Origin of the sequence: Longimicrobium sp. (genome assembly GCA_036389135.1) — a bacterium.
Taxonomy (GTDB): domain Bacteria; phylum Gemmatimonadota; class Gemmatimonadetes; order Longimicrobiales; family Longimicrobiaceae; genus Longimicrobium.
Window position 1 is genome coordinate 12,904 of sequence record DASVQP010000104.1, and the last position, 20,135, is coordinate 33,038.

General features: G+C 70.3%; 16 protein-coding genes. 6 read left to right on the plus strand and 10 right to left on the minus strand.

Annotation, left to right across the window (positions count from 1 at the left end; genetic code table 11):
* Window positions 1–320: 320 nt before the first annotated feature.
* From VF584_21820 to murQ, 5 genes are all read right to left on the minus strand, one after another.
* Window positions 321–1,778: a glycoside hydrolase family 3 N-terminal domain-containing protein gene (locus VF584_21820; protein HEX8212829.1), complete on the minus strand. Its 1,458-nt coding sequence runs from the start codon at window positions 1,776–1,778 to the stop codon at window positions 321–323.
* A 424-nt stretch (window positions 1,779–2,202) separates the two neighbouring features.
* Complete coding sequence (locus tag VF584_21825) at window positions 2,203–3,372, minus strand: HEAT repeat domain-containing protein (protein ID HEX8212830.1); 1,170 nt, start codon at window positions 3,370–3,372, stop codon at window positions 2,203–2,205.
* Between the two features lie 23 nt (window positions 3,373–3,395).
* Window positions 3,396–4,556 carry an anhydro-N-acetylmuramic acid kinase gene (locus VF584_21830; protein ID HEX8212831.1) on the minus strand — a complete coding sequence of 387 codons (1,161 nt, stop codon included), beginning with the start codon at window positions 4,554–4,556 and terminating at the stop codon, window positions 3,396–3,398.
* A 4-nt stretch (window positions 4,557–4,560) separates the two neighbouring features.
* Window positions 4,561–5,058, minus strand: coding sequence for a hypothetical protein (locus VF584_21835; GenBank protein HEX8212832.1), 498 nt, complete (start codon window positions 5,056–5,058; stop codon window positions 4,561–4,563).
* On the minus strand, window positions 5,055–5,969 hold the full coding sequence (murQ, locus tag VF584_21840; GenBank protein HEX8212833.1) for an N-acetylmuramic acid 6-phosphate etherase: 915 nt from the start codon (window positions 5,967–5,969) through the stop codon (window positions 5,055–5,057). Before murQ ends, VF584_21835 begins: the two co-directional genes overlap by 4 nt.
* 296 nt (window positions 5,970–6,265) lie before the next feature.
* Between murQ and ggt the strand changes: the two genes are divergently transcribed.
* The 4 genes from ggt to VF584_21860 all read left to right on the plus strand — a co-directional run bounded on the left by ggt (window position 6,266) and on the right by VF584_21860 (window position 11,600).
* Complete coding sequence (gene ggt / locus VF584_21845; protein ID HEX8212834.1) at window positions 6,266–8,059, plus strand: gamma-glutamyltransferase; 1,794 nt, start codon at window positions 6,266–6,268, stop codon at window positions 8,057–8,059.
* A gap of 389 nt (window positions 8,060–8,448) precedes the next feature.
* Window positions 8,449–10,236, plus strand: a complete 1,788-nt coding sequence (locus VF584_21850; GenBank protein ID HEX8212835.1) for an ABC transporter ATP-binding protein — start codon at window positions 8,449–8,451, stop codon at window positions 10,234–10,236.
* A 36-nt stretch (window positions 10,237–10,272) separates the two neighbouring features.
* The gene (locus VF584_21855) at window positions 10,273–11,217 is read left to right on the plus strand and encodes a HAMP domain-containing sensor histidine kinase (protein ID HEX8212836.1); all 945 of its coding nucleotides are present in this window, start codon (window positions 10,273–10,275) and stop codon (window positions 11,215–11,217) included.
* A complete protein-coding gene (locus VF584_21860) occupies window positions 11,214–11,600 on the plus strand; it encodes a response regulator (protein ID HEX8212837.1) in 387 nt (128 codons plus the stop codon). The genes VF584_21855 and VF584_21860 overlap by 4 nt, the downstream gene beginning before the upstream one ends.
* Before the next feature lie 530 nt (window positions 11,601–12,130).
* Here the strand turns inward: VF584_21860 and VF584_21865 are convergent.
* Window positions 12,131–13,435 (minus strand): erythromycin esterase family protein, encoded by a 1,305-nt coding sequence (locus VF584_21865; protein ID HEX8212838.1) that lies wholly within the window; start codon window positions 13,433–13,435, stop codon window positions 12,131–12,133.
* A gap of 59 nt (window positions 13,436–13,494) precedes the next feature.
* On the minus strand, window positions 13,495–15,150 hold the full coding sequence (locus VF584_21870) for an alpha-amylase family glycosyl hydrolase (GenBank protein HEX8212839.1): 1,656 nt from the start codon (window positions 15,148–15,150) through the stop codon (window positions 13,495–13,497).
* A 287-nt stretch (window positions 15,151–15,437) separates the two neighbouring features.
* On the opposite strand from VF584_21870, the gene VF584_21875 reads away from it, so the two are divergent.
* Together VF584_21875 and VF584_21880 are read left to right on the plus strand one after the other, a co-directional pair.
* Complete coding sequence (locus VF584_21875) at window positions 15,438–15,860, plus strand: hypothetical protein (protein HEX8212840.1); 423 nt, start codon at window positions 15,438–15,440, stop codon at window positions 15,858–15,860.
* Window positions 15,861–15,862: 2 nt separating this feature from the next.
* Entirely contained in the window at window positions 15,863–16,498 is a 636-nt protein-coding gene (locus VF584_21880; GenBank protein ID HEX8212841.1) for an SGNH/GDSL hydrolase family protein, read from the plus strand.
* Between the two features lie 144 nt (window positions 16,499–16,642).
* Here the strand turns inward: VF584_21880 and VF584_21885 are convergent, their stop codons facing one another.
* The 3 genes from VF584_21885 to clpX all read right to left on the minus strand — a co-directional run bounded on the left by VF584_21885 (window position 16,643) and on the right by clpX (window position 20,088).
* Window positions 16,643–17,404: a hypothetical protein gene (locus VF584_21885; protein ID HEX8212842.1), complete on the minus strand. Its 762-nt coding sequence runs from the start codon at window positions 17,402–17,404 to the stop codon at window positions 16,643–16,645.
* A 387-nt stretch (window positions 17,405–17,791) separates the two neighbouring features.
* The gene (yihA, locus tag VF584_21890; GenBank protein ID HEX8212843.1) at window positions 17,792–18,454 is read right to left on the minus strand and encodes a ribosome biogenesis GTP-binding protein YihA/YsxC; all 663 of its coding nucleotides are present in this window, start codon (window positions 18,452–18,454) and stop codon (window positions 17,792–17,794) included.
* Window positions 18,455–18,846: 392 nt separating this feature from the next.
* Window positions 18,847–20,088, minus strand: coding sequence for an ATP-dependent Clp protease ATP-binding subunit ClpX (clpX, locus tag VF584_21895; GenBank protein ID HEX8212844.1), 1,242 nt, complete (start codon window positions 20,086–20,088; stop codon window positions 18,847–18,849).
* Window positions 20,089–20,135: the final 47 nt, after the last annotated feature.

The following is a 20,135-nucleotide window of genomic DNA, read 5'->3' on the forward strand; positions in this document are numbered from 1 at the left end:
AGCGTGGGACTGCGTTGCGGCGCGTGGCTGTGCCTGCGGGCGAGCAAGAAGAGGACCGAACCGAGGGGGAATGGGGATTGGGGAATGGGGAATGGGGCGTACGCGCGGATCTCTGCGGCGCCCCCCGGATCCCCGGTATGGGCGCGATTTATCGCGCCCGTGCCTGCCCCCACGCCGCTGCCCGCCTGAAAACACCCACCTTGTAGGGGCGGCCCCGCGCGGCCGCCCCCGCCCCGGCACCGCCCCCCACCACCCGCACAAAACCTCGTAGGGGCCGACCTGCGTGTCTGCCCTCCCCTGCCCTGTCTCGTTGTCCGCGGTTACCGGTCCATCCCCGCGTGCAACCCCGCCAGCCCGCCGCTGCGCCCCGTCAGCCACGCCACGGCGGCCTGCTGCATCATCCCCTCGCCGCCCCACGCGGCCAGCAGGTTGCGCGCGGCGGGGATCTCATCGGCCAGCCGCGGGAGGCTGAAGAGGATGACGGTCGCGTCGGGATGCGCCTCCATCAGCTCGCTGACGCGCTGCTGGGCGGCCTGCGAGATGCCGGGGCGCCCCTTCCACGCGCGGATGTCGGAGTACACCACCACCAGCGGCTCGCCGTCGTCCGACAGCTCCACCCCCGCCTCCGTCAAGGACGCGGGGAAGGCGACGCGCGGGTACGGGGGCCACGGGCCGCCCAGGTCGTCCTCCACCTCGATCAGCCGCACGGGGCCGCCGTGCAGACGCGGCGTGCCGCGGATGACGCGCAGCGAGCGCACGGCGGTCTCAAGCGACCAGCGCCGGTCATCGTCCGCGCCCACGTCGCCCATGGGGCCGCCGGCCACCCGTTCCGCGGCCCGCGCGATGCGGGCGAGCGCATCCTCCACCCGCGCGCGCGGAAGGCGCCCGTCATCCACGGCGGCCTCCACGCCCTGCACCACCGCGTCCAGGTCATCCGGATAGAGAAGGACGTCGCAGCCCGCGGCGACGGCCATGATGGCGCCCTCCACCTCGGTGGTCCCCGCCGTCAGCCCTTCCATGATGATGGCATCCGTCACTACCAGCCCGTCGAAGCCCATCTCCTCGCGCAGCAGCGTGGTGAGGATGGGGCGCGAGAGGGTGGCCGGGGCGTTGGTAGGGTCGAGCGCCGGGTAGCAGACGTGCGCCGTCATCAGCGAGCTGACGCCTGCCTCCACCGCCTGGCGAAAGGGGAGCAGGTCCGCCTCCAGCTCCTCGCGCGACACGTCCACGCAGGGGCGCTCGATGTGCGAGTCGCCCACGGTGCGGCCGTGCCCGGGGAAGTGCTTGGCGCACGAGAGGGCGCCGCCGCGCGTGCACCCTCGCACCCACGCCGCCACGTTCGCCGCCACGCTCTCCGCCCGCGTCCCGAACGCCCGCGACCCGATGATCGGGTTCTCCGGCTCCAGGTCCACGTCCGCCACGGGCGCATAGATCCAGTTGACGCCCAGCGCCCGCGCCTCGCGCGCCGTCAGCTCCCCCGCGCGCTCGCAGGCCTCCGGCTCCCCCAGCGACCCGATGGCGGCGGCGGGGGGAAGCGGCGTGGCCCCGCGAAACTGCTGCCCCGCCCCGCGCTCTAGGTCGCTCGCCACGAGCAGCGGGTGCCTCGACCGGCGATGCAGCTCCTCAGTCAGCGCGCGCACCGACTCCGTGTCCCCGTTGAAGAGGATGAACCCCCCGACCCCGAGCTCCAGCCCGTGCTCGATCGTCGCCCTGTACTTCTCGAACCCATCTTCGGCGCTCCACCGCACGGCGGGAAGCAGCAGACGTGCAACGTTCAACGAATCGCTCCTGGTTGGGAGAAAAAGTCCTGAGTGCTAAGTCCTAAGTGCTAAGTCCTAAGTGCCTAGTGCCTAGTGCCTAGTGCAACCGGCGGCCCCGCCTCTGTCATCCTGAGGGAGCCGCCCCCGCCCAAGCCCGCGGTACACGCCGAGTCCTTGTGGCGACCGAAGGATCTAGCCGGCGAGGCAAGAGGCCGGCGCCACACGACGGACCCCTCGGCACGCGCAGTAGATCCTTCGCGCAGCGCCAAAGTTTGTAGCACGGAGAGCGATGGTGAAGCGCTTCGCTCAGGATGACAAAATGGGGGGGCTATGGTTCCCTGCCTGTCTTCCCCTGTTCCCCGGTCCCCCCATTCCCCATTCCCCATTCCCCATTCCCCATTCCCCATTCCCCATCCCCCATTCCCTGCACTCACGCACCTCTCTACGGCCTTGCCGGCGGCTCCGTCGGCCCGGGCGGCAGCACGAACGGCGCCATGCCGGGCGCGCGCAGCACGAAACCCTGGCGCAGTTCGCCCACCACCATGCGCCGCACCGGCGAGGCGCCGCGGTGCCGCTCGGGACGCGCGACGGCGCTCACCAGGCCGAGGCGCTCCGTGGGGCCGCCCGCGAAGGGAGCCCGTATCACGCGGTACACCAGGCTGGTGCCCCCCGCGGTGTCCTGCCGTTCGGAGGGGACCTCCTGCAGGAAGACGAAGCGGTCCGTGAGCGGAAGGGGGCGCGGCGCGATCCCGGGCGCCACCACCCGCGTCTCCCCGCTGCGCAGGTTGCGGACGTGGATCATGCGCCCCGCCTCGTAGACCACCATCGTGCGGCCGCTGTTCAGGAAGGCGGGGACGACGCTGTCCACCACCTCCACCCCCTGCGCCAGCGGCACCAGCCGCGCCCGCGGAAGCTCAATCCAGAGCGACCCCACCCGCAGCCCACCGATCGTGTCCGCCGACTCCGTGTGGAAGACGATCTGCGGGGCGGAGTCCGCCGCCGTGGTGCGCAGCTCGCCGCGGGCGTTGCGCGCCAGCGGACCCCCGCGCGATTCGAAGAGCGTGATGAGCTGCTGGGCGATCAGCTTCACCTGCGGGTCCGGCTCGCGCGCCGCCACGGAGCGCAGGAGCCCCACGTCCTCCACGTCCAGCCCCTGCAGCGCGTTCAGCCGCACGCGCGGCGACGGGTCGCCGACGGCGGCGCGCAGGGCGTTGCGGGCCTGCGGCGAGTCGACGGCGAAGCGCTGCACCCCCGCAACCGCCGCCAGCCGCACCCCGTCGTCCGCGCTGGAGATCAGGATGCGGCGCAGCAGAGTGAGCGCTCCCGGCGAGCCACGGTCCGCCAGGAGCGTGACGGCGTTGGCGCGCACGTGCTCCGCGATCCCCGGGTCGAGCACCATGCGGATGAGCACCTCGTCCAGCTCGCGCCCCAGCACCTCCAGCCGGGCGCGCTCCCGGTAGTACGCGGGCGAGGGCGTCTCCGCGTCCAGGATGCGCGTGACGCGCGCCTGCAGACGGTCCGGCCCCGGGCCGGCGCCTCCGCCCACGAGGAAGCAGCCGGAAAGCACGGCGAGCAGCGGCAGCGCCAGAAGGCGTGCCGGCCAGGGTGCCATTCGGGTGCGCGGGCGGACTAGCTTCACGCGTTCACTCGCAGTAAGCCGGGGGTGAGCGAGCCCAGGACGCGCGGCCCCGCCGCCCCCGTCGCGGAGGGGAGGTTGGCGGGGATGCCACGCAGGTGGGCCCAGGCCAGCACGGCGAAGGCGACCGCCTCCTTCGCCTCGGGATCGACGCCGAGCGAGGCGCCGTCCACCAGCGGCAGCGGATGGAGCAGGGCGCGGATGCGGGCCACCAGCGTCGGGTTCATCGCCCCGCCGCCGGTGAGGATCACCTCGTCCAGGCCGCGCGGAATGAGCCAGCGGCGGTACGCGTCCGCAATGGTGCGGGCGGTCAGCTCGGTCATCGTGGCGACGAGATCCATCCAGTCCTGGTCTCCCTCGGGCTCCAGCAGCTCCACCAGCTTCGCGACGAACGGGCGCCCGAACTCCTCGCGCCCCGTGCTCTTGGGCGGCTCCGCGGCGAAGTACGGGTGGCGCAGGAGGTCGGCCAGGAGCGACTCGTCCACCGTGCCGCGCGCGGCCAGCCTGCCGTCGCGGTCGAAGGTCAGCTTCCCCCCCGTCGCGATCTCCACCGCCGCGTCGATCAGCGCGTTCCCCGGTCCCGTGTCGAAGGCGAACACCTCCTCTCCTGACCCGCGAGGCGGCACGCGCGTCACGTTGCCGATTCCGCCGATGTTCTGCAGGGCGCGCGCCCGGTCCGGCACCGAGAAGAGGAGCTGGTCCACCCACGGCACCAGCGGCGCCCCCTGCCCCCCCGCCGCCATGTCGCGCGTGCGGAAGTCGGATACCACCGCGATTCCCGTGCGCTCCGCGATCGTCGCGGCATCGCCGAGCTGGAGCGTAGCGCCGCGGCGGGAGCCGGCCGGCGGCCGGTGCCACACCGTCTGCCCGTGCGACCCGACCGCATCGACCGCGGAAAGATCAACGTCCGCCTCGCGGCAAACCCGCACAACCGCCTCCGCCATCCACTCGCCCAGATCCGCGTGCAGCCCGCAGAGCGCCTCGGCGGTGCCGGCAAGGATGCCGTCGTGGATGGCCGTGCGGCGCGCCTCGTCGTACGGCAGGGTGATGGCGCGGACGACGCTGGCCCGCACGTCCTCGATCCCCTCCCCCGCCACCTCCACCAGCGCGGCGTCCACCCCGTCCAGCGAGGTGCCGGACATCAGCCCCACGATCAGCATCGCGCTACCTCGCCGCGTCGCCGCGGAGGACGGCCAGGTGCCGGCCGTCCATCTCCACCACGGCCGACACGGCCTGGAAGGTCGTCACACGCCCTCCCTCCTCCTTGGTGGCGGCGCTCCACTCCCACACGTCAATCCCCCTTCGCTGGAGCGCCGCGAAGTTGCGCGCGCGCAACGCCGAGAACCCGTCGAGCACCTCCCGGGCCGCCGTTGTGCCCCCCGCGGCCGGGATAAATCCGAAGCCGAGCGGAATCATGCCGCCGGCCTGCAGCTCCTTAAGCGCGATCGCGAACCAGTTCTCCAGCGCGAACGCCGAGGCGAGTACATGGACCACCCGGGGGTTGCCGCCGACATCGTCCGAGGCCAACTGGAACGCCCGGGGCGCGAGGTCCAGCCGCGCGAGCAGCTCTTCCCACTCCACTTCCGAGGGCGGACGCGCGGGAAAGATCATCAGACGGTGCTGGAGCTCCGTCATCCACTCAAAGGTGCCCGGGAACGTCACCGCGCGCTCTTGAGCACGTCGCCCAGCCGCCCGCCCGCGCGCAGCAACACGCGGGTGGACTCGTCGCGGTCGGTGCCGCACCAGAACATGACCATCGCCGTCTTGACGCTGCCGCCGGCGCGGGCCAGGAGGGCGCGGGCGGCGTCGCGCTCCAGGTCGAGCGTTTCCATGAGGATGCGCTCGCTGCGGTCGCGCAGCTTCTCGTTGGTGGCGCGCAGGTCCACCATCAGGTTGCCGAACACCTTCCCCGTGCGGATCATCGCGCCGGTGGTGAGGGTGTTGAGCACCAGCTTGGTGGCCGTCCCCGCCTTCATGCGCGTGCTCCCCGTCACCACCTCCGGGCCGGGGAGCGGCGCGATCACCACGTCGTACTTCTCCAGCATCCAGTCCGCGGGCGGGGTGCAGAGGAGGAAGCCGGTGCGGGCGCCGCGCTCCCTGGCCCGCGCCAGCGCCCCGTGCACGTACGGCGTGGTGCCCGAGGCGGCGATGCCGAAGGCGAAGTCGCCCGTCCCCACCTTCATATCGTCGACGGCGCGGGCGCCCTCCTCCCGGCTGTCCTCGGCGCCCTCGATGGCGTTGGTGAGGGCCTCGTACCCGCCGGCGATCACCCCGCGCACCAGGCTGGGGTCGATGCCGTAGGTGGGGGGCATCTCCGATGCGTCCAGCACGCCCAGGCGGCCGGAGGTCCCGGCGCCGAAGTACACCAGCCGCCCGCCGTTGCGGAAGCAGTCGGCGGCGATCTCCACCGCCTCGGCGATCTGCTCCAGCTGCGTGGCGACGGAGGGGGCGATCTTGTGGTCTTCCTCGTTGATCACCCGGACGATCTCCAGCGCCGAAAGGCGGTCGATCTCCGTGGTGGCGGGGTTGCGCTGCTCGGTGAGGCGCGGGTCCAGCGGGGGTCTCTGGGTCATCGCGTCGAGTGGGGAAAGGCGCGGGACCGCCCCGCGCACGCACGCCCCAACGTGGGCGGAGATCGGCCCCGATGCAAGAGCGCAGCCGTTGCGGCGGGTGTTTACGGGGGCTGGCCGGGCGCGGGCGGCGGGTGTAGCATGAAAGGAAGTGCTGAGTGCTGAGTGCTAAGTGCTGAACAGCGGTGCGTGAGTGCGTTAATGCGTGAGTGCGCTCGTTCACTGCAGCACTTAGGACTTAGGACTTAGGACTTAGCACTAAGAAGTTTGCCGTCCCTTCACCCGCACCGTCCATTCGCATGAATCTCCGCCGCGCCGCACTCGTTCCCGTCCTTCCGCTCATGGTTCTGGTGATCGGGCAGGGCGGGGCCGCTCCCGCGCATGTAGGCGTGGCGCAGGACACTTCGCGCCTCTTCGCGCCGGCGTGGGAGCACCCGCGCGGGGGGATCGCTCCGGTACGCTCCACCGCCGGTATGGTGGTGACGACCGACCGCATGGCGAGCGAAGTGGGAGCCGAGATCCTGCGCCGCGGCGGCAACGCGGTGGATGCTGCGGTCGCCACGCACTTCGCGCTCGCCGTGGTCAACCCCGAGGCCGGCAACATCGGCGGGGGCGGGTTCATGGTGGTGAGGATGGCGGACGGGACGACCGCCTCGCTCGACTTCCGCGAGATGGCGCCGGGGCGCGCCACCCGCGACATGTTCCTGGACGCCGCGGGGAACGTCACCAGCAAGTCCACCGAGGGGCACCTGGCGGCCGGCGTCCCCGGCTCCGTGGCGGGGATGTGGGAGGCACACAAGCGGTTCGGGCGCCTTCCCTGGGCCGAGCTGGTGGAGCCGGCGGCGAACCTGGCCGACGGGATCGTGGTGCACCAGCGGCTGGCGCAGTCGTTCTACAACAACCGCAAGGAGCTGGTCAAGAACGCGGAGACGGCGCGCATCTTCACCCGCCGCGGCGAGCCGCTGCGCGTGGGCGACCGCCTGGTGCAGACCGACCTCGCCGAGACGCTGCGACGCGTGGCGCGCAACGGGCGCGACGGCTTCTACACCGGACGCACCGCCGAGCTGGTGGAAGCGGAGATGAGGCGCGGCGGCGGGCTGATCACGCGCGAGGACATGGGGCGCTACCGGGCCGTATGGCGCGACCCGGTCCGCTTCCGCTACCGCGGCCACGAGGTGATCTCCATGCCCCCCCCCTCCTCCGGCGGCCCCACGATGGCGGCGATGCTCAAGATCCTGGAGGGCTACGACCTGCGGCGGATGAGGTTCATGGGGCCCGAGCACGTGCACCTCTTCGCCGAGGCCGCGCGCCGGGCGTACGCGGACCGCAACGCGTACCTGGCCGACCCCGACTTCGTCCCGCAGCCCACCGCGCGGATGATCTCGGACGCCTACGCCGCCACCCGCCGCGCCACCATCCGCCGCGACCGCGCCACCACCTCCGCCGAGGTGGCGCCCGGCCTGGGCGCGCCCCCCACCGAGGGGACGGAGACGACGCACTACTCCATCATGGACCAGCGGGGGAACGCGGTGTCGGTCACCACCACCATCAACTCGCTGTACGGAAACCTGGTGACGGTACCGGGGGCGGGCTTCCTGCTCAACAACGAGATGGACGACTTCACCTCCAAGCCCGGCGTTCCCAACCAGTTCGGGCTGGTGCAGGGCGCCGCCAACGCCGTCGCCCCCGGCAAGCGCATGCTCTCGGCGATGACGCCCACCATCGTCCTCGACCCCTCCGGCCGGGTGAAGCTGGTGACGGGGACGCCGGGCGGCTCCACCATCATCACCTCCATCGTGCAGCAGGTATCCAACGTGGTGGACTTCGGGATGGACGTGGCGACCGCCACCTCCGCCCCGCGCCTCCACCACCAGCACCTCCCGGACTCGCTCCGCTTCGAGCGCCGCGGCCTGGACGCGGCCACCGTATCCCGGCTCCGCGCGATGGGCCACGCCATGGCCGAGCGCCAGGGCTTCCAGGGCGACGTGCAGTCCATCGTGGTCACCAACGGCGCCATGACCGCCGTCGCCGACCCGCGCCGCGGCGGCGCCGCCGTGGGGGTGACGGAGGTGGCGAGGCCGGTGGTGCAGTAGGGGAAACCCGGCGGTTGAAACCGCTGCAACAACTGCGGGAAGCCTCCCTTCGCAGGCTCGGAGGGCGGGATTGGGTGCCGAACGCCGGAGGCCGGTGCCGCACCGCCGGGCGCTGAAGCCCTCGGCTGGAATCACGGGAAGGCGGCTGAAGCCGGCTCCAGAAACGCGGCATCGGACCCGGAGTCCGCGGAGGCGGACTTTGTGCTGTTGTTGCAGCGAGTTCACTCGCCCGGGCCCCTAACCTGCCCCGCGCTGGCCGAAGAGGAGCGCTCCATCCGCAGAGAGGGGTGGGGCGCTCATTCGTTACAGCACAAGCCTTGTACAGACACGGTACAACGCATTAAGCTGCAACTCCGCACGCACGGGTGCCACGGCCCACAGAGGTGTACGTGAAGCAGTTGAGAGCGCTGATCCCCTACCTCCGCCGCTACCGCGGGAAGATCGCGTGGGGGATGGTGATGGTAGTGGCGGCGAATGCGCTGAGCGTGCTGAGCCTGGAGTGCGTCAAATGGGGGATCGACGCGCTCGCGGTGCCCGGAACCACGCGCATGACCGTCTTCCGCTACGCCGCGCTCTCGCTGGGAGTGGCGTTCCTGGCAGGCGCCGCGCGCTACGGCATGCGCGAGATCCTCAACGGCGTGTCGCGCTGGGTGGAGCTGGACCTGCGCAACGACTTCTTCGAGCGGCTGCTGCGGCTGGACGCCGGCTTCTACGCCCAGCACCCCACGGGCGACATCATGAGCCGCGCCACCAGCGACATCGCCGCGGTGCGCCAGGTGGCCGGGCCCGCGTACATGTACCTCGCCAGCACCATCACCTTCGCCCTCTTCGCGCTCACGCGGATGGTGTGGATCGACGCCTGGATGACGGGCGCCACGCTGATCCCCATCCTCCTCCTGCCGCCCGTAACCATCTGGTTCGGCAAGGTGATTCACGAGCGGTTCGAGAAGATCCAGGAGCAGCAGGGCCTCCTCTCCACCGTGGCGCAGGAGAACCTGGCGGGGCAGCGCATCGTGAAGGCGTACGGCCAGGAGGAGTACCAGAGCCGCCGCTTCCGCGACATCTCGCACGAGTACCTGCTGCGCAACGTGGAGCTGGCGCGCACCTCCGGGCTCTTCTACCCATCGCTGGGGCTGCTCGGCGGGCTGGCGATGATGACGGCGCTCTGGGTGGGCGGGCGGGCGATCATGGCGGGCGACATCACCAATGGCGACTTCGTGGTCTTCATCCTCTACCTGGGGATGCTGATCTGGCCGATGATCGCGCTCGGATGGGTGGTGAACCTCTTCCAGCGCGGCGCCGCATCCATGGGGCGCGTGTCGCGGGTGCTGGACGCCGTCCCCGCCGTCGCCGACGCGCCGGACGCGGCCGCGCCGGAGCGGGTGCGCGGGGAGATCGAGTTCCGCGGGGTGTCGTTCCGCTACCCCGGCACCGGGCGCGACGTCCTCCGCGACGTCAGCTTCCGCGTCCCGCCTGGCGCCACGGTGGCCATCGTGGGCCCCACGGGGAGCGGCAAGAGCACGGTGGTGCAGCTCCTGACCCGGACGTACGATCCCAGCGAGGGCGCGGTGTGGCTCGACGGGGTGCCGGTGAGCCTCTGGCCGCTGGAGCGCCTGAGGGCGGAGGTCGCGGTCGTGCCGCAGGACACCTTCCTCTTCTCCACCACCATCGAGGACAACCTGGCGCTCGGCTTCCACGAGCCGGACCCGGAGCGCCGGGCCGAACGGGTGCGCGCCGCCGCAAAGGTCGCGCGGCTGCACGAGACCGTCGGCGCCTTCCCGGCGGGGTACGACACGCTGCTGGGAGAGCGTGGGATCAACCTTTCCGGCGGGCAGAAGCAGCGCGCGGCCCTGGCCCGCGCCATCGCGCGGGAGGCGCGGGTGCTGGTGCTGGACGACGCGCTCTCCGCCGTGGACACGCACACTGAATATGAGATCCTGGAAGGACTGCGCGGCGTACTGGAGGAGCGAACCTCCATCATCGTCAGCCACCGCGTGACCGCGGTGATGCACGCGGAGCTGATCCTGGTGCTGGACGACGGCCGGGTGGCCGAGCAGGGGACGCACACCGAGCTGCTGCAGCGCGGCGGCGTGTACGCGGCGCTCCAGCGGCGGCAGCTGCTGGCGGAGGATCTGGACGGGGGCGATCTCCTTGCCGCCGCTTCGCGGGAGGCCTAGATTGAGGGTCTACAAACGTTTCACTTCCGGGCGGGCATGAACGATCTCCGGCTTTCCATCCAGGGGGACAAGGAGGCGGCGCGGCTGCGCGACGTGCTGGCCCGCGAAGGGTTCCGCATTGTGGAGCCGCCGCGCGCCGGGCCCCCGCACGACCTCGTGCTGGAGTCGGACGACGAGGGCGCCCGCGGTACCGGGCAGCGCATCGAGGAGCTGGAGCGCCTCGTGCTGGAGCTCCGCAACCTGGACGTGGCCAAGAGCCAGTTCCTCACCAACGTCTCGCACGAGCTGCGCACCCCGCTCACCGCCATCGTCACCTACGGCGAGATCCTGCGCGACGGGCTGCTGGGGGAGCTGAGCACGCGGCAGACGGACGCCATCGAGTCGATGATCGGCGCCTGCCGCCAGCTCCTGGGGATGATCGAGGAGATCCTCACCTACGCCCGCACCAACGCGCAGGCCATCACGCTGCAGACCACCGAGTTCCCGGTGGAGGAGGTGGTGCACGGCGTGCATGGGATGAACGCGTCGCTCCTGGACCGCAAGCACCTGAACTTCGACGTGCGTGCCGAGCCGGGGCTCCCGCCGGTGCGGGCGGACAAGGACAAGGTAGCGCACGTGCTGGGGAACCTGATCGGCAACGCCATCAAGTTCACCCCGGAGGAGGGCCATCTGGTGGTGGAGGCCCGCCGCGCCCCCGAGCGTCCGGATTGGGTGGAGATCGCCGTCACGGACACGGGGATCGGCATCGACCCGCAGTACCACGAGCTGATCTTCCAGGAGTTCGCGCAGGTGGACACCTCCCGCGCGCGCGCGCACCACGGCACGGGGCTGGGGCTGGCGATCGCGCGGCAGTTCGTGCAGCTGCACGGCGGCGACATCCGGGTGCAGAGCGAGCTGGGCCGCGGCAGCCGCTTCTTCTTCACCCTTCCCAGCGCCGAGGCCGCCGTCGAGACCTCCGGCAACGGCGGGGAGCCTTCGTGAAGCTCGCCTCTGTCCTGCTGGTGGAAGACAGCGAGCCGATCCGCACCGCCTTCACCATCCTCCTGGAAGAGACCGGCTACCGCGTGCACTCGGCCGAGGACGGCCACGAAGCCGTCCGCACCGCCACCGAGCACGCGCCGGACCTGGTGCTCCTGGACATGGGCCTCCCCGGGATGGACGGCCTGGACGTCGTTCGCGCCCTCAAGGCCCAGCCCGTCACCGCCGAGATCCCCGTAATTGCCCTCACCGGCCGCGACGACGCGGGGAGCCGCCGGGCGTGCATGGAAGCCGGCTGCGCGGAGTACATCCTGAAGCCGATCAACACGCACACCCTCCTCCGCACCATCGAGCGCCACCTCCGCACCGCGCCGGAGAAGGGGTAGCCCCCCCCACCCCCAGTGTCGCTCCGCGACGCATCCCCTTCCCCCAAAACTGCTTGGGGGAGGGGGGATTTGCATGCATCGGTGCGGAATCGCGCACATCCTGTGGGGGCGCGATTCATCGCGCCCGTGCCTGCCCCCGCGCAGGCGCCGGCCACCCGGCCGTCGCACACGTCGGCGCAATCGCGGAGGACGGAGTAGCGAAAGGCACGGGCAGCCACGCGGGGCGGCCCCTACCCGGTTTGGTCTGAAGAGCGGACACAGAGACGGGGCAAGGGTGGGCAGACACGCAGGTCTGCCCCTACCAGTTCGGGTATGTGGCGCGGTGGTCGAGGTGGGGGAGAGAGTGGGCGCGATAAATCGCGCCCCTACCAGATCCGTGCGGCCCGCGCCGAATTCTCCCCCTCACCCGCCCTGCGCCCCCGCAGGCGGGGGAGGGGGTCGGGGGGAGGGGGCACTCTGCGCGGCTCAAAAACCCGCCGACCCGAGAGGGGGCAGGCGAGTGTAACGAGCCGGGGGTGAGGGCCCGCCCCTCACATCCCCGACGGAAACGTATCCGCCGGCTCCCGGTCCTCGCGCGGCTCCAGGTGCAGCGGGCGCAGCGCGGTGGAGCGATCGATGTAGAGCATGGCGTCGTAGCGGTACGGCATCACGGTGGAGACGTAGTTGCCGAAGCGCTCCGCCTGCGGGTTGTAGACCACGCCGATGGCCCGGTGTCCGCGCGGGTCCAGGCCTCCCTCCGCTTCGTCCAGATCTTCCACCATCACCAGCTTGTCCTCGGCGCCAGCGTCGTGGAAGATGCGCTCCCAGCTCCCCTCGCGCGCCTCGGGCACGAGCATGCGCTGCATGGGCGCGCCCCACTGCTGGCCCGCGATCACCGAGCCGGCGTACGACGAGAAGCCGGCGATCACCACCTGCTCGCCCCACCGCTCGCGCGCGAGCTGCCCCACGTTGACCATTCCGGCGCGCGCCATGTCCGTCGCGCGGGCGTCGCCCACGTGCGTGTTGTGCTCCCACACGATGGCCTTGGAGCCGGGGCCGTGGTGCTCCAGCAGGCGCTCCAGCGTCTCGATCATGTGGGTGTCGCGCACGTTCCACGACGCCGAGCCGCCGCGCACCATGGTGCGGTAGTAGCGCTCCGCGTTCAGCGCCACCAGCGCGTTCTGCTCGGCGTTGAAGAACGCCTCGCGCCCCTCCTCCTCGTAGTTCGGCCCCTTTGCCCGCATCTCGCCGAGGATCTGCACCACCTCGTCTTCGCAGTCGGTGGGGACGAGGGCGGTCGCCATCGCGTACTCCTGCACGTCCTGCTGGTAGGGGTCGAAGCAGCCGTACGAGCCGCGCGCGCGGGCGGCGAGCTGCGGGTCCACCTTTTCGAGGTAGCGCGTGACGACGTCCATCGAGTCCCACAGCGAGTACACGTCCAGGCCGTAGAAGCCGACGCGCCGCTCCTCGGGGACGCTGGCGTTGTGGGAGCGCATCCATTCCGCCAGCGCCACCACCTCCTCGTTCGCCCACATCCAGGTTGGCCAGCGGGAGAAGGCGTGCAGCACCTCGCGCGCGGTGGCGCCGCCGGCGGGCAGCCCCTTGGCGTAGCGGTTGACCAGGTAGCAGTCCGGCCAGTCGCCCTCGACGGCGATGAAGTGGAAGCCCTTCTCCTCCACCAGGCGCCGGCTGATGCGGTGGCGCCAGGTGTAGAACTCCGAGGTGCCGTGCGACGCCTCGCCCAGCAGCACGACGCGTGCGTCGCCGATGCGCTCCATCAGCGGGTCCAGATCCGCGTCGTCGCGGAGCGGGCGGGCGTGGCGCCCCACCGCGTCGACCAGAGCCTGCGTGGACATTCGTTCTCGCTCCTCCCCCGGGTTCGTGGCTATGAACGGGGCGCGCCGGTGCGCAGGTTCTACGCCCGGAGCCGCACAGCCAATCCCTCGTCCCCGCGCAGCTCCAGGGCGCCGCTTACCGCCCTCCCGTCCGCGTTCGGGTGCGTGGATACCGCGATCTCGCCCGACCACTCGCCCGCGAGGCGCGCCGGTGCGGGGCCCAGGTTGAGCGCCACCAGGAACCGCGCGCCACCTCCCGAGCGGATGTACGCCAGCACGTCCCCTTCCGCGTCCACCGGCGTCCAGCCGCCCAGGGAGAGCGCGGGCTCGGCGCGGCGCAACGCGATCAGACGGCGGTGGAGGGAGAGGAGCGACGCCGGGTCGCCGCGCTGGGCTTCGACGTTGATCCGCGCGAAGTCGCCCAGCGGAAGCCACGGCTCCCCCGTCGTGAAACCGGCGCCGGGCGATGCGTCCCACTGCATGGGGGTGCGCTCCGGGTCACGGCCGAGGCCCTGGCCCGGGAGGTTCTTCTCCCACGGATCCTGCACCCGCTCGGGCGGAATGGGCACGTCGCGCATCCCGATCTCGTCGCCGTAGTACAGCGTGGGGGTGCCGCGCAGGGTGAGGAGCAGCATCGCCGCGACGCGCGCCTGCGCCGGGCCCACGCGGCTGGCGATGCGGTGGCGGTCGTGGTTCCCCAGGACCCAGTTGGGCCACCCGCCGGAAGGCAGGAGCGCCTCGTAGCGCCGTATGGCCGCGTCGATGGTGCGCGCGTCCCACGGCAGCTTGATGAGCTGGAAGTTGTAGGGGAAGTGGCAGCCGCCGCCGTCGCGCCCGTAATACGGCATCAGCCGCTCGATGGCGTTGTAGATCTCGCCGATCAGCACGCGGTCGGGATACGCGTCGGTCACGCGGCGCATGCGGGCGATCACCTCGTGCACCTCCGGCCGGTCGCCGGAGAGAATGCGCAGATAGGCGTCGTACGGGTCGTCCTCGCCGGGGCGGTAGTCGGGGTTGGGCGGGTCGTCGCGGAGCGCCTCGTCCTTGATGACCTTCTGGACAGCGTCCACGCGCACGCCATCCACGCCGCGCTCCATCCAGAAGCGGATCACCTCCAGCATCTCCGCTTCCACCCGCGGGTTGCGCCAGTTTAGGTCCGGCTGCTCGCGGAGGAACGAGTGCAGGTAGTACTGCCCCGTGGCCTCGTCCAGCGTCCACGCGCTCCCGCCAAACGCGCTCTGCCAATTGTTGGGCACACCGCCGTCCGGCGCCGGATCGCGCCAGATGTACCAGTCGCGCCTGGGATCGTCGCGGGAGCGGCGCGATTCCGCGAACCACGGGTGCTGGTCCGAGGTGTGGTTGGGAATGTAGTCGAGGATCACGCGCAGGCCGCGCGCGTGCGCCGCCGCCACCAGCGCGTCGAAGTCGTCCAGCGTCCCGAAGCGGGGATCGACGCCGCGGTGGTCAGTCACGTCGTAGCCGAAGTCCACCATCGGCGACGGGTAAAAGGGCGAGATCCACGTCGCGTCCACCCCGAGCCACGCCAGGTAGTCGAGCCGCGCCTCGATCCCCGGCAGGTCCCCCACCCCGTCGCCGTTCGTGTCCTGGTACGAGCGCGGGTAGATCTGGTAGATGACGCCGTGCTTCCACCAGGGATGCTCGCCGCTCCCCTGCACCCCCGTCCCCGCCGACTCCTGCGGATCGCCGCCGGCGCCGTCCATCCGTCCGTCCCCCACATCGCCCTCCCGTTCCGCGTGAGGCGGGGAGCGGGGGCAACCCGCGTGCCGTGCGGAACGATTAGGGAGTAGGGGACAGCGGGCAGAAACCGCCGGCCACAGGCGTTGTAGGCTAACCGCTGTCCCCTGCACCCCGTCCCCTCGGTGACCCGTGCAACCTCTCACGCGTCCACACCGTAGACCCCGAACGCCCCCGGTCCGCACACGCGGAACGGATCGCGGCACGGGGTTTATCTCCAGGCAACGGCGCGGTATGCGCCTGCACAGGATGCGCACAGGGATGTGGGATGCGTGACTTGATCTTTGGAGTGACGGTCGGGCTGGCGCTGCTCTCGTCGGTCGTCGTCCTCTTCGACTACGTGCCGCGGGCCTGGAGCGGGTTCCGGCGGCGGCGGGCGAGGCGGGGCGGCGCGTGGGGCGTGGTGCTGAACCGCGAGGGCGCGGTGCTCGGCACCTACCTCGACCCCTTTGGCCATCCCTGGCGCTCGCCGCGCATCCACGGCGCGGACTCGCCCTGGGTGAGCGCCCCGCCGCACGAGAAGGCGTGGGCGTGGGAAGGCTTCGGCGCCACCGAGGAGGAGGCCCGCCTCGCCGCCAACCGCCTGCGCCGCCGGCACCTGCAGCTCCTGGGGCTGCTCGACGAGCCGGACGAGGGGGAGGAGGGCGGCTCCTTTCTGCTCCCGGTACCCTTTGCCCCCCCGCTGGACTGACGATGCCGCACCTGGTGTTGATGGGAGATTCGGTGTTCGACAACGCCGCCTACGTGCGCGGCGGGCCGGACGTGGTGCGGCAGGCGCGCGACCGGCTTGGTCCCGTCGGCTGGCAGGCGACGCTGGTGGCGGTCGACGGCGCCGTGACGGAGGGCGTACGCCGCCAGATCGCCCGCATCCCGCCCGATGCCACGCATCTGGTTGTGAGCGCCGGCGGCAACGACGCGCTCGGCAGCGTGGACGTGCTCTACCGCGGCGCCCGCACCGTGGGCGCGGGCCTGGCGATGCTGGGCGACGTCGTGGCTCCCTTCGAAGCCCGCTACCGCACGATGCTTGGTGAGGTGCTCGCGCGCGGCCTTCCGACCGCGGTGTGCACCGTCTACAACCCGGTCTTCCCGGACCCGGAGGAGCGCCGCTACGCCGCCCTCGGTCTCGCCGTCTTCAACGACGCCATCCTGCGCGTCGCCTTGGAGGCGGGCGTCCCCGTCCTCGAGCTGCGCTCCATCTGCGGCTCCGACGAGGACTTCGCCAACCCCATCGAGCCCTCGGTGATCGGCGGCGACAAAATGGTCTCCGCCATCGCCACGATGCTGGCGGAGCACGACTTCACCCGCAGGCGCACGGCGATCTTTGGCTGATTCTCGCACCGGGAGAATTAGCTGGTGATCTTTGACACTCGGCAGAGATGGACCGCGCCGCCTCGCGCTCTATCGACTCTGAGGCGTGCCGACTACGGGTTCGAATCCTCGGCGGGATGATTTCTGCGCGTGACTGATAGAACGCTACAAGCTTGGCCGAAACCCAGCGCGTTCAAGCACGGCGAGAGCCGTATGGAACTGGATCAATGCATCGGCCATGAAGGCTTCCTCCGCCCCGTACAACTCTGCCATAAGCAATATTGCTTCACGTGTGCTCTCCAACAGCAACCACACGTGGAGTTCATAGAGCGAGCTTGCGGTCTGCTCAACGTATCTTGGCACAAAGCTCGATCCGATCGCCTGGTTGGTTTGCTGAACCTGGAGCAGTTCCGCGATCAGAGCTGGATTTGATGGGTGCGCGATCTTGTTCAGGTCACCATAGAAATGTTGGCTTCCTTCCGGGGCGTGCCGGACCTGGGGGGTTTGTCCCGGTTTTGCGGCACCAGCCTTCGTCTCGCGAATCCGTGTGAGAATTTCGTAGTCCTGTTTCAGGACGGCGGCGGCTTTGATATACTGACCTTCTGAAATCAACGTCTCAGTAACCCCTATACCCTGAACGAAGCTCGCCACGAGCAGAATACGATCGCTGCGCCCTTGATTCGTGGAGCCTGGGACGCCACTCTTCGCCGCCAGCAGTTTCGCCAGGGTCGCGGTCAGCAGGAGCCGCGCATCCCTCCACTCCTGCTTATAGCCTCGCTTCGATCGCTCCCGGATTTCTGAAGCAGCTTCTAAGACCTGCGCTTCCAGCAGGAGCCCACCCTCCATGAAGTCGGAGAATAGCTGTCCGTCGCGAAGAACTGGACCCTCCACGCCGCCCCCTTTCTCTTTGAAGGTCTTGACTGCCACGACTGTGCTGCGGGCCTACGAGGACCGCCGCCCGTGAGGTGCCGTACGATCCCGATCGGCCGACGGGGAACTACGCGCCGACCCACTACGCACCGTCCGTTCCTCCTACTGCACAGTGGGTAGTCCGAAACATCTTTGAGGCTAAACCGCGCTGAACGCGGGCGGGTTTGCTCCTTGCGCCAGGGGCGGAGCGTCAACCGTGATCCCTCGAACCCAGCGGCCGATGCATACTCGCAAGATCTATCGCCTGGCACTCCTCGCGGCCATCGCTTTCCTTCCGGGCTGCCTGGTCTTCACCTGCGGCGGTTGATCGTCGCTCCGCCGTGGAAGCGCAAAGAGGCCGGTGCGAGCCAACGCTCGCACCGGCCTCTTCGTTTGCGCCCCGCATCACTCTTCCGTCTCTTCCTCCTCGACGCGGTCGCCCCCCGCCTCGCCCTCTGCATCCGGGAAGAGCAGCGAGGCGAGCGTCTCCAGCAACTCGTCGCGGCCCGTCCCCTTGGTGGCGGAGAAGAGGATCACCTGGTCCGCATCCACCCCGAGCGTCTGGATCGCTTTGGGGATAAGTTTCCCCTTCTCACGACTGTTGAGCTTGTCGACCTTGGTGAGCACAAACAGCACGGGGATGCCGAGCTCGGCCAGGTAGTCGACGGAGCGCACGTCGTCCTCGCTGGGCCCGTTCCGCACGTCCACCAGCTGCACGACACCGCGCAAATCCGGATTGTGCGTGAGGAAGGCGTGGATCAGCGGCCTCCACTTCTCGCGCAGCCCCTGCGGCACCTTGGCGTACCCGTACCCCGGCAGGTCCACGAGCACGAAGTCACCCAGGTCCGACCGCACCTGGTAGAAGTTGATCTCCTGCGTCTTCCCCGGTTCCGCCGACACGCGCGCGATCGCCGTCCGCGTCCTCCCCAGCAGCCGGTTGATCAGCGACGACTTCCCCACGTTCGACCGCCCCGCGAACGCCACCTGCAAAGCACCAACGGCAATCTCCGGTGGCGCCTGCCCGATCTGCCCGATGGCACCCGCGAACTCCACTGACAAGATTCTCATTGCACTTGATTCCGGGTGTGGCCCTGCCGTCGCGCAGGAGTGTGGCCCACCCGCAAGACGCGCGCAAGGCGTGGAGCCCTCACCCGGCAGCTTACAGCTGCCGCCCTCTCCCACAAACCGCCGTGGGAGAGGGGATTTTGGGCGGCGCGTCGGGCCGGCGGCGGTGCGGCGTCGGGCACGGGCGGCCACGCGGAGACCCGCGCCGCCCGCAGGGATCACGGATACGCCCCTCTCCCAGCAGTTTGGGAGAGGGGCGGCGAGGAACGAGCGGGGTGAGGGCCCGCGATGCCGTCAGCCCGCGCCAATGCATGCCAATCGCCCCTCCCCCTGGTAGTTGTTGGGGGAGGGGCCGCGAGGTGACGAGCGGGGGAGGGGGCCCGCGGGGCCCGCGCTCAAGCTTCTTTCTTCCGCCTCGGCTCCGCCGACAGGATCAGCAGCGGCGGCACGCTGTCCGTGACGCACTCGGGCGTGACCACTACCTCTCGCACGTCCTGGCGGCTCGGGATGTCGAACATGATGTCGCGCATCAGGTTCTCGATCACGGCGCGCAGGCCGCGGGCGCCGGTGCCGCGCTCGATCGCCTGCTTGGCGATGGCGCGGATGGCGCCCGGGTCGAAGGTGATCCCCACCCCGTCCATCTGGAACACCTTCTGGTACTGCTTCACCAGGGCGTTCTTGGGCTCGGTGAGGATGCGCACCAGGGCGCCCTCGTCCAGGTTGTCCAGCGTCACCGAGACGGGAAGGCGGCCCACCAGCTCCGGGATCAGGCCGAAGCGCAGCAGGTCCTCCGGCTCCACCTCGTCGAACAGGTTGCTGGGGCCGATCCGCTTCACGTCGTCTACACCGCCGAAGCCGATCTGCCGCTTCCCCGTGCGCGCCTCGATGATCTTTTCGAGACCGTCGAAGGCGCCGCCGCAGATGAAGAGGATGTGGCGCGTGTTGATCTGGATGTACTCCTGCTGCGGATGCTTGCGCCCGCCCTGCGGCGGCACCGAGGCGGTGGTACCCTCCAGGATCTTGAGGAGCGCCTGCTGCACCCCCTCGCCGCTCACGTCGCGCGTGATCGACGGGTTCTCGCTCTTGCGGGCGATCTTGTCGATCTCGTCGATGTAGATGATCCCGCGCTCGCACTCCGCCACGTTGAAGTCCGCGGCCTGCAGCAGGCGGACCAGGATGTTCTCCACGTCCTCGCCCACGTACCCCGCCTCGGTGAGCGTGGTGGCATCGACGATGGTGAAGGGGACGTGGAGGACGCGCGCCAGCGTCTGCGCCAGCAGCGTCTTGCCCACGCCCGTGGAGCCGATGAGGAGGATGTTGGACTTGTCCAGCTCCACCTCGTCCATCACCCCGTGGTGGTTGACGCGCTTGTAGTGGTTGTAGACGGAGACGGCCAGCGCCTTCTTCGCGCGGTCCTGCCCCACTACGTACTGGTCCAGCACCTCCTTGATCTCTAGCGGCGTGGGGACCGGGGTGGCCGCGCTGGTGGCCTCCTTGATCTCCTCCTCGGCCAGGATCTCGTTGCACAGCGAGATGCACTCGTTGCAGATGTAGACCGAAGGCCCGGAGATGAAGCGCTTGACCGAGTCTTTGGACTTGCCGCAGAAGGAACAGCGGAGGTGCTTGTCACTAGGCATGGTGGCCGGGAACGCGGGTGGTTCGAAGTTCCATACGGCCCCCGCCG

Excerpts from the sequence above, each read along its gene's own strand:
- clpX (HEX8212844.1), bottom strand. The coding sequence starts at position 20,088 with ATGCCTAGTGACAAGCACCTCCGCTGTTCCTTCTGCGGCAAGTCCAAA.
- VF584_21865 (HEX8212838.1), bottom strand. The coding sequence starts at position 13,435 with ATGTCCACGCAGGCTCTGGTCGACGCGGTGGGGCGCCACGCCCGCCCG.
- VF584_21825 (HEX8212830.1), bottom strand. The coding sequence starts at position 3,372 with ATGGCACCCTGGCCGGCACGCCTTCTGGCGCTGCCGCTGCTCGCCGTG.
- ggt (HEX8212834.1), top strand. The coding sequence starts at position 6,266 with ATGAATCTCCGCCGCGCCGCACTCGTTCCCGTCCTTCCGCTCATGGTT.
- VF584_21875 (HEX8212840.1), top strand. The coding sequence starts at position 15,438 with ATGCGTGACTTGATCTTTGGAGTGACGGTCGGGCTGGCGCTGCTCTCG.
- VF584_21830 (HEX8212831.1), bottom strand. The coding sequence starts at position 4,556 with ATGCTGATCGTGGGGCTGATGTCCGGCACCTCGCTGGACGGGGTGGAC.
- VF584_21880 (HEX8212841.1), top strand. The coding sequence starts at position 15,863 with ATGCCGCACCTGGTGTTGATGGGAGATTCGGTGTTCGACAACGCCGCC.
- VF584_21855 (HEX8212836.1), top strand. The coding sequence starts at position 10,273 with ATGAACGATCTCCGGCTTTCCATCCAGGGGGACAAGGAGGCGGCGCGG.
- murQ (HEX8212833.1), bottom strand. The coding sequence starts at position 5,969 with ATGACCCAGAGACCCCCGCTGGACCCGCGCCTCACCGAGCAGCGCAAC.
- yihA (HEX8212843.1), bottom strand. The coding sequence starts at position 18,454 with ATGAGAATCTTGTCAGTGGAGTTCGCGGGTGCCATCGGGCAGATCGGG.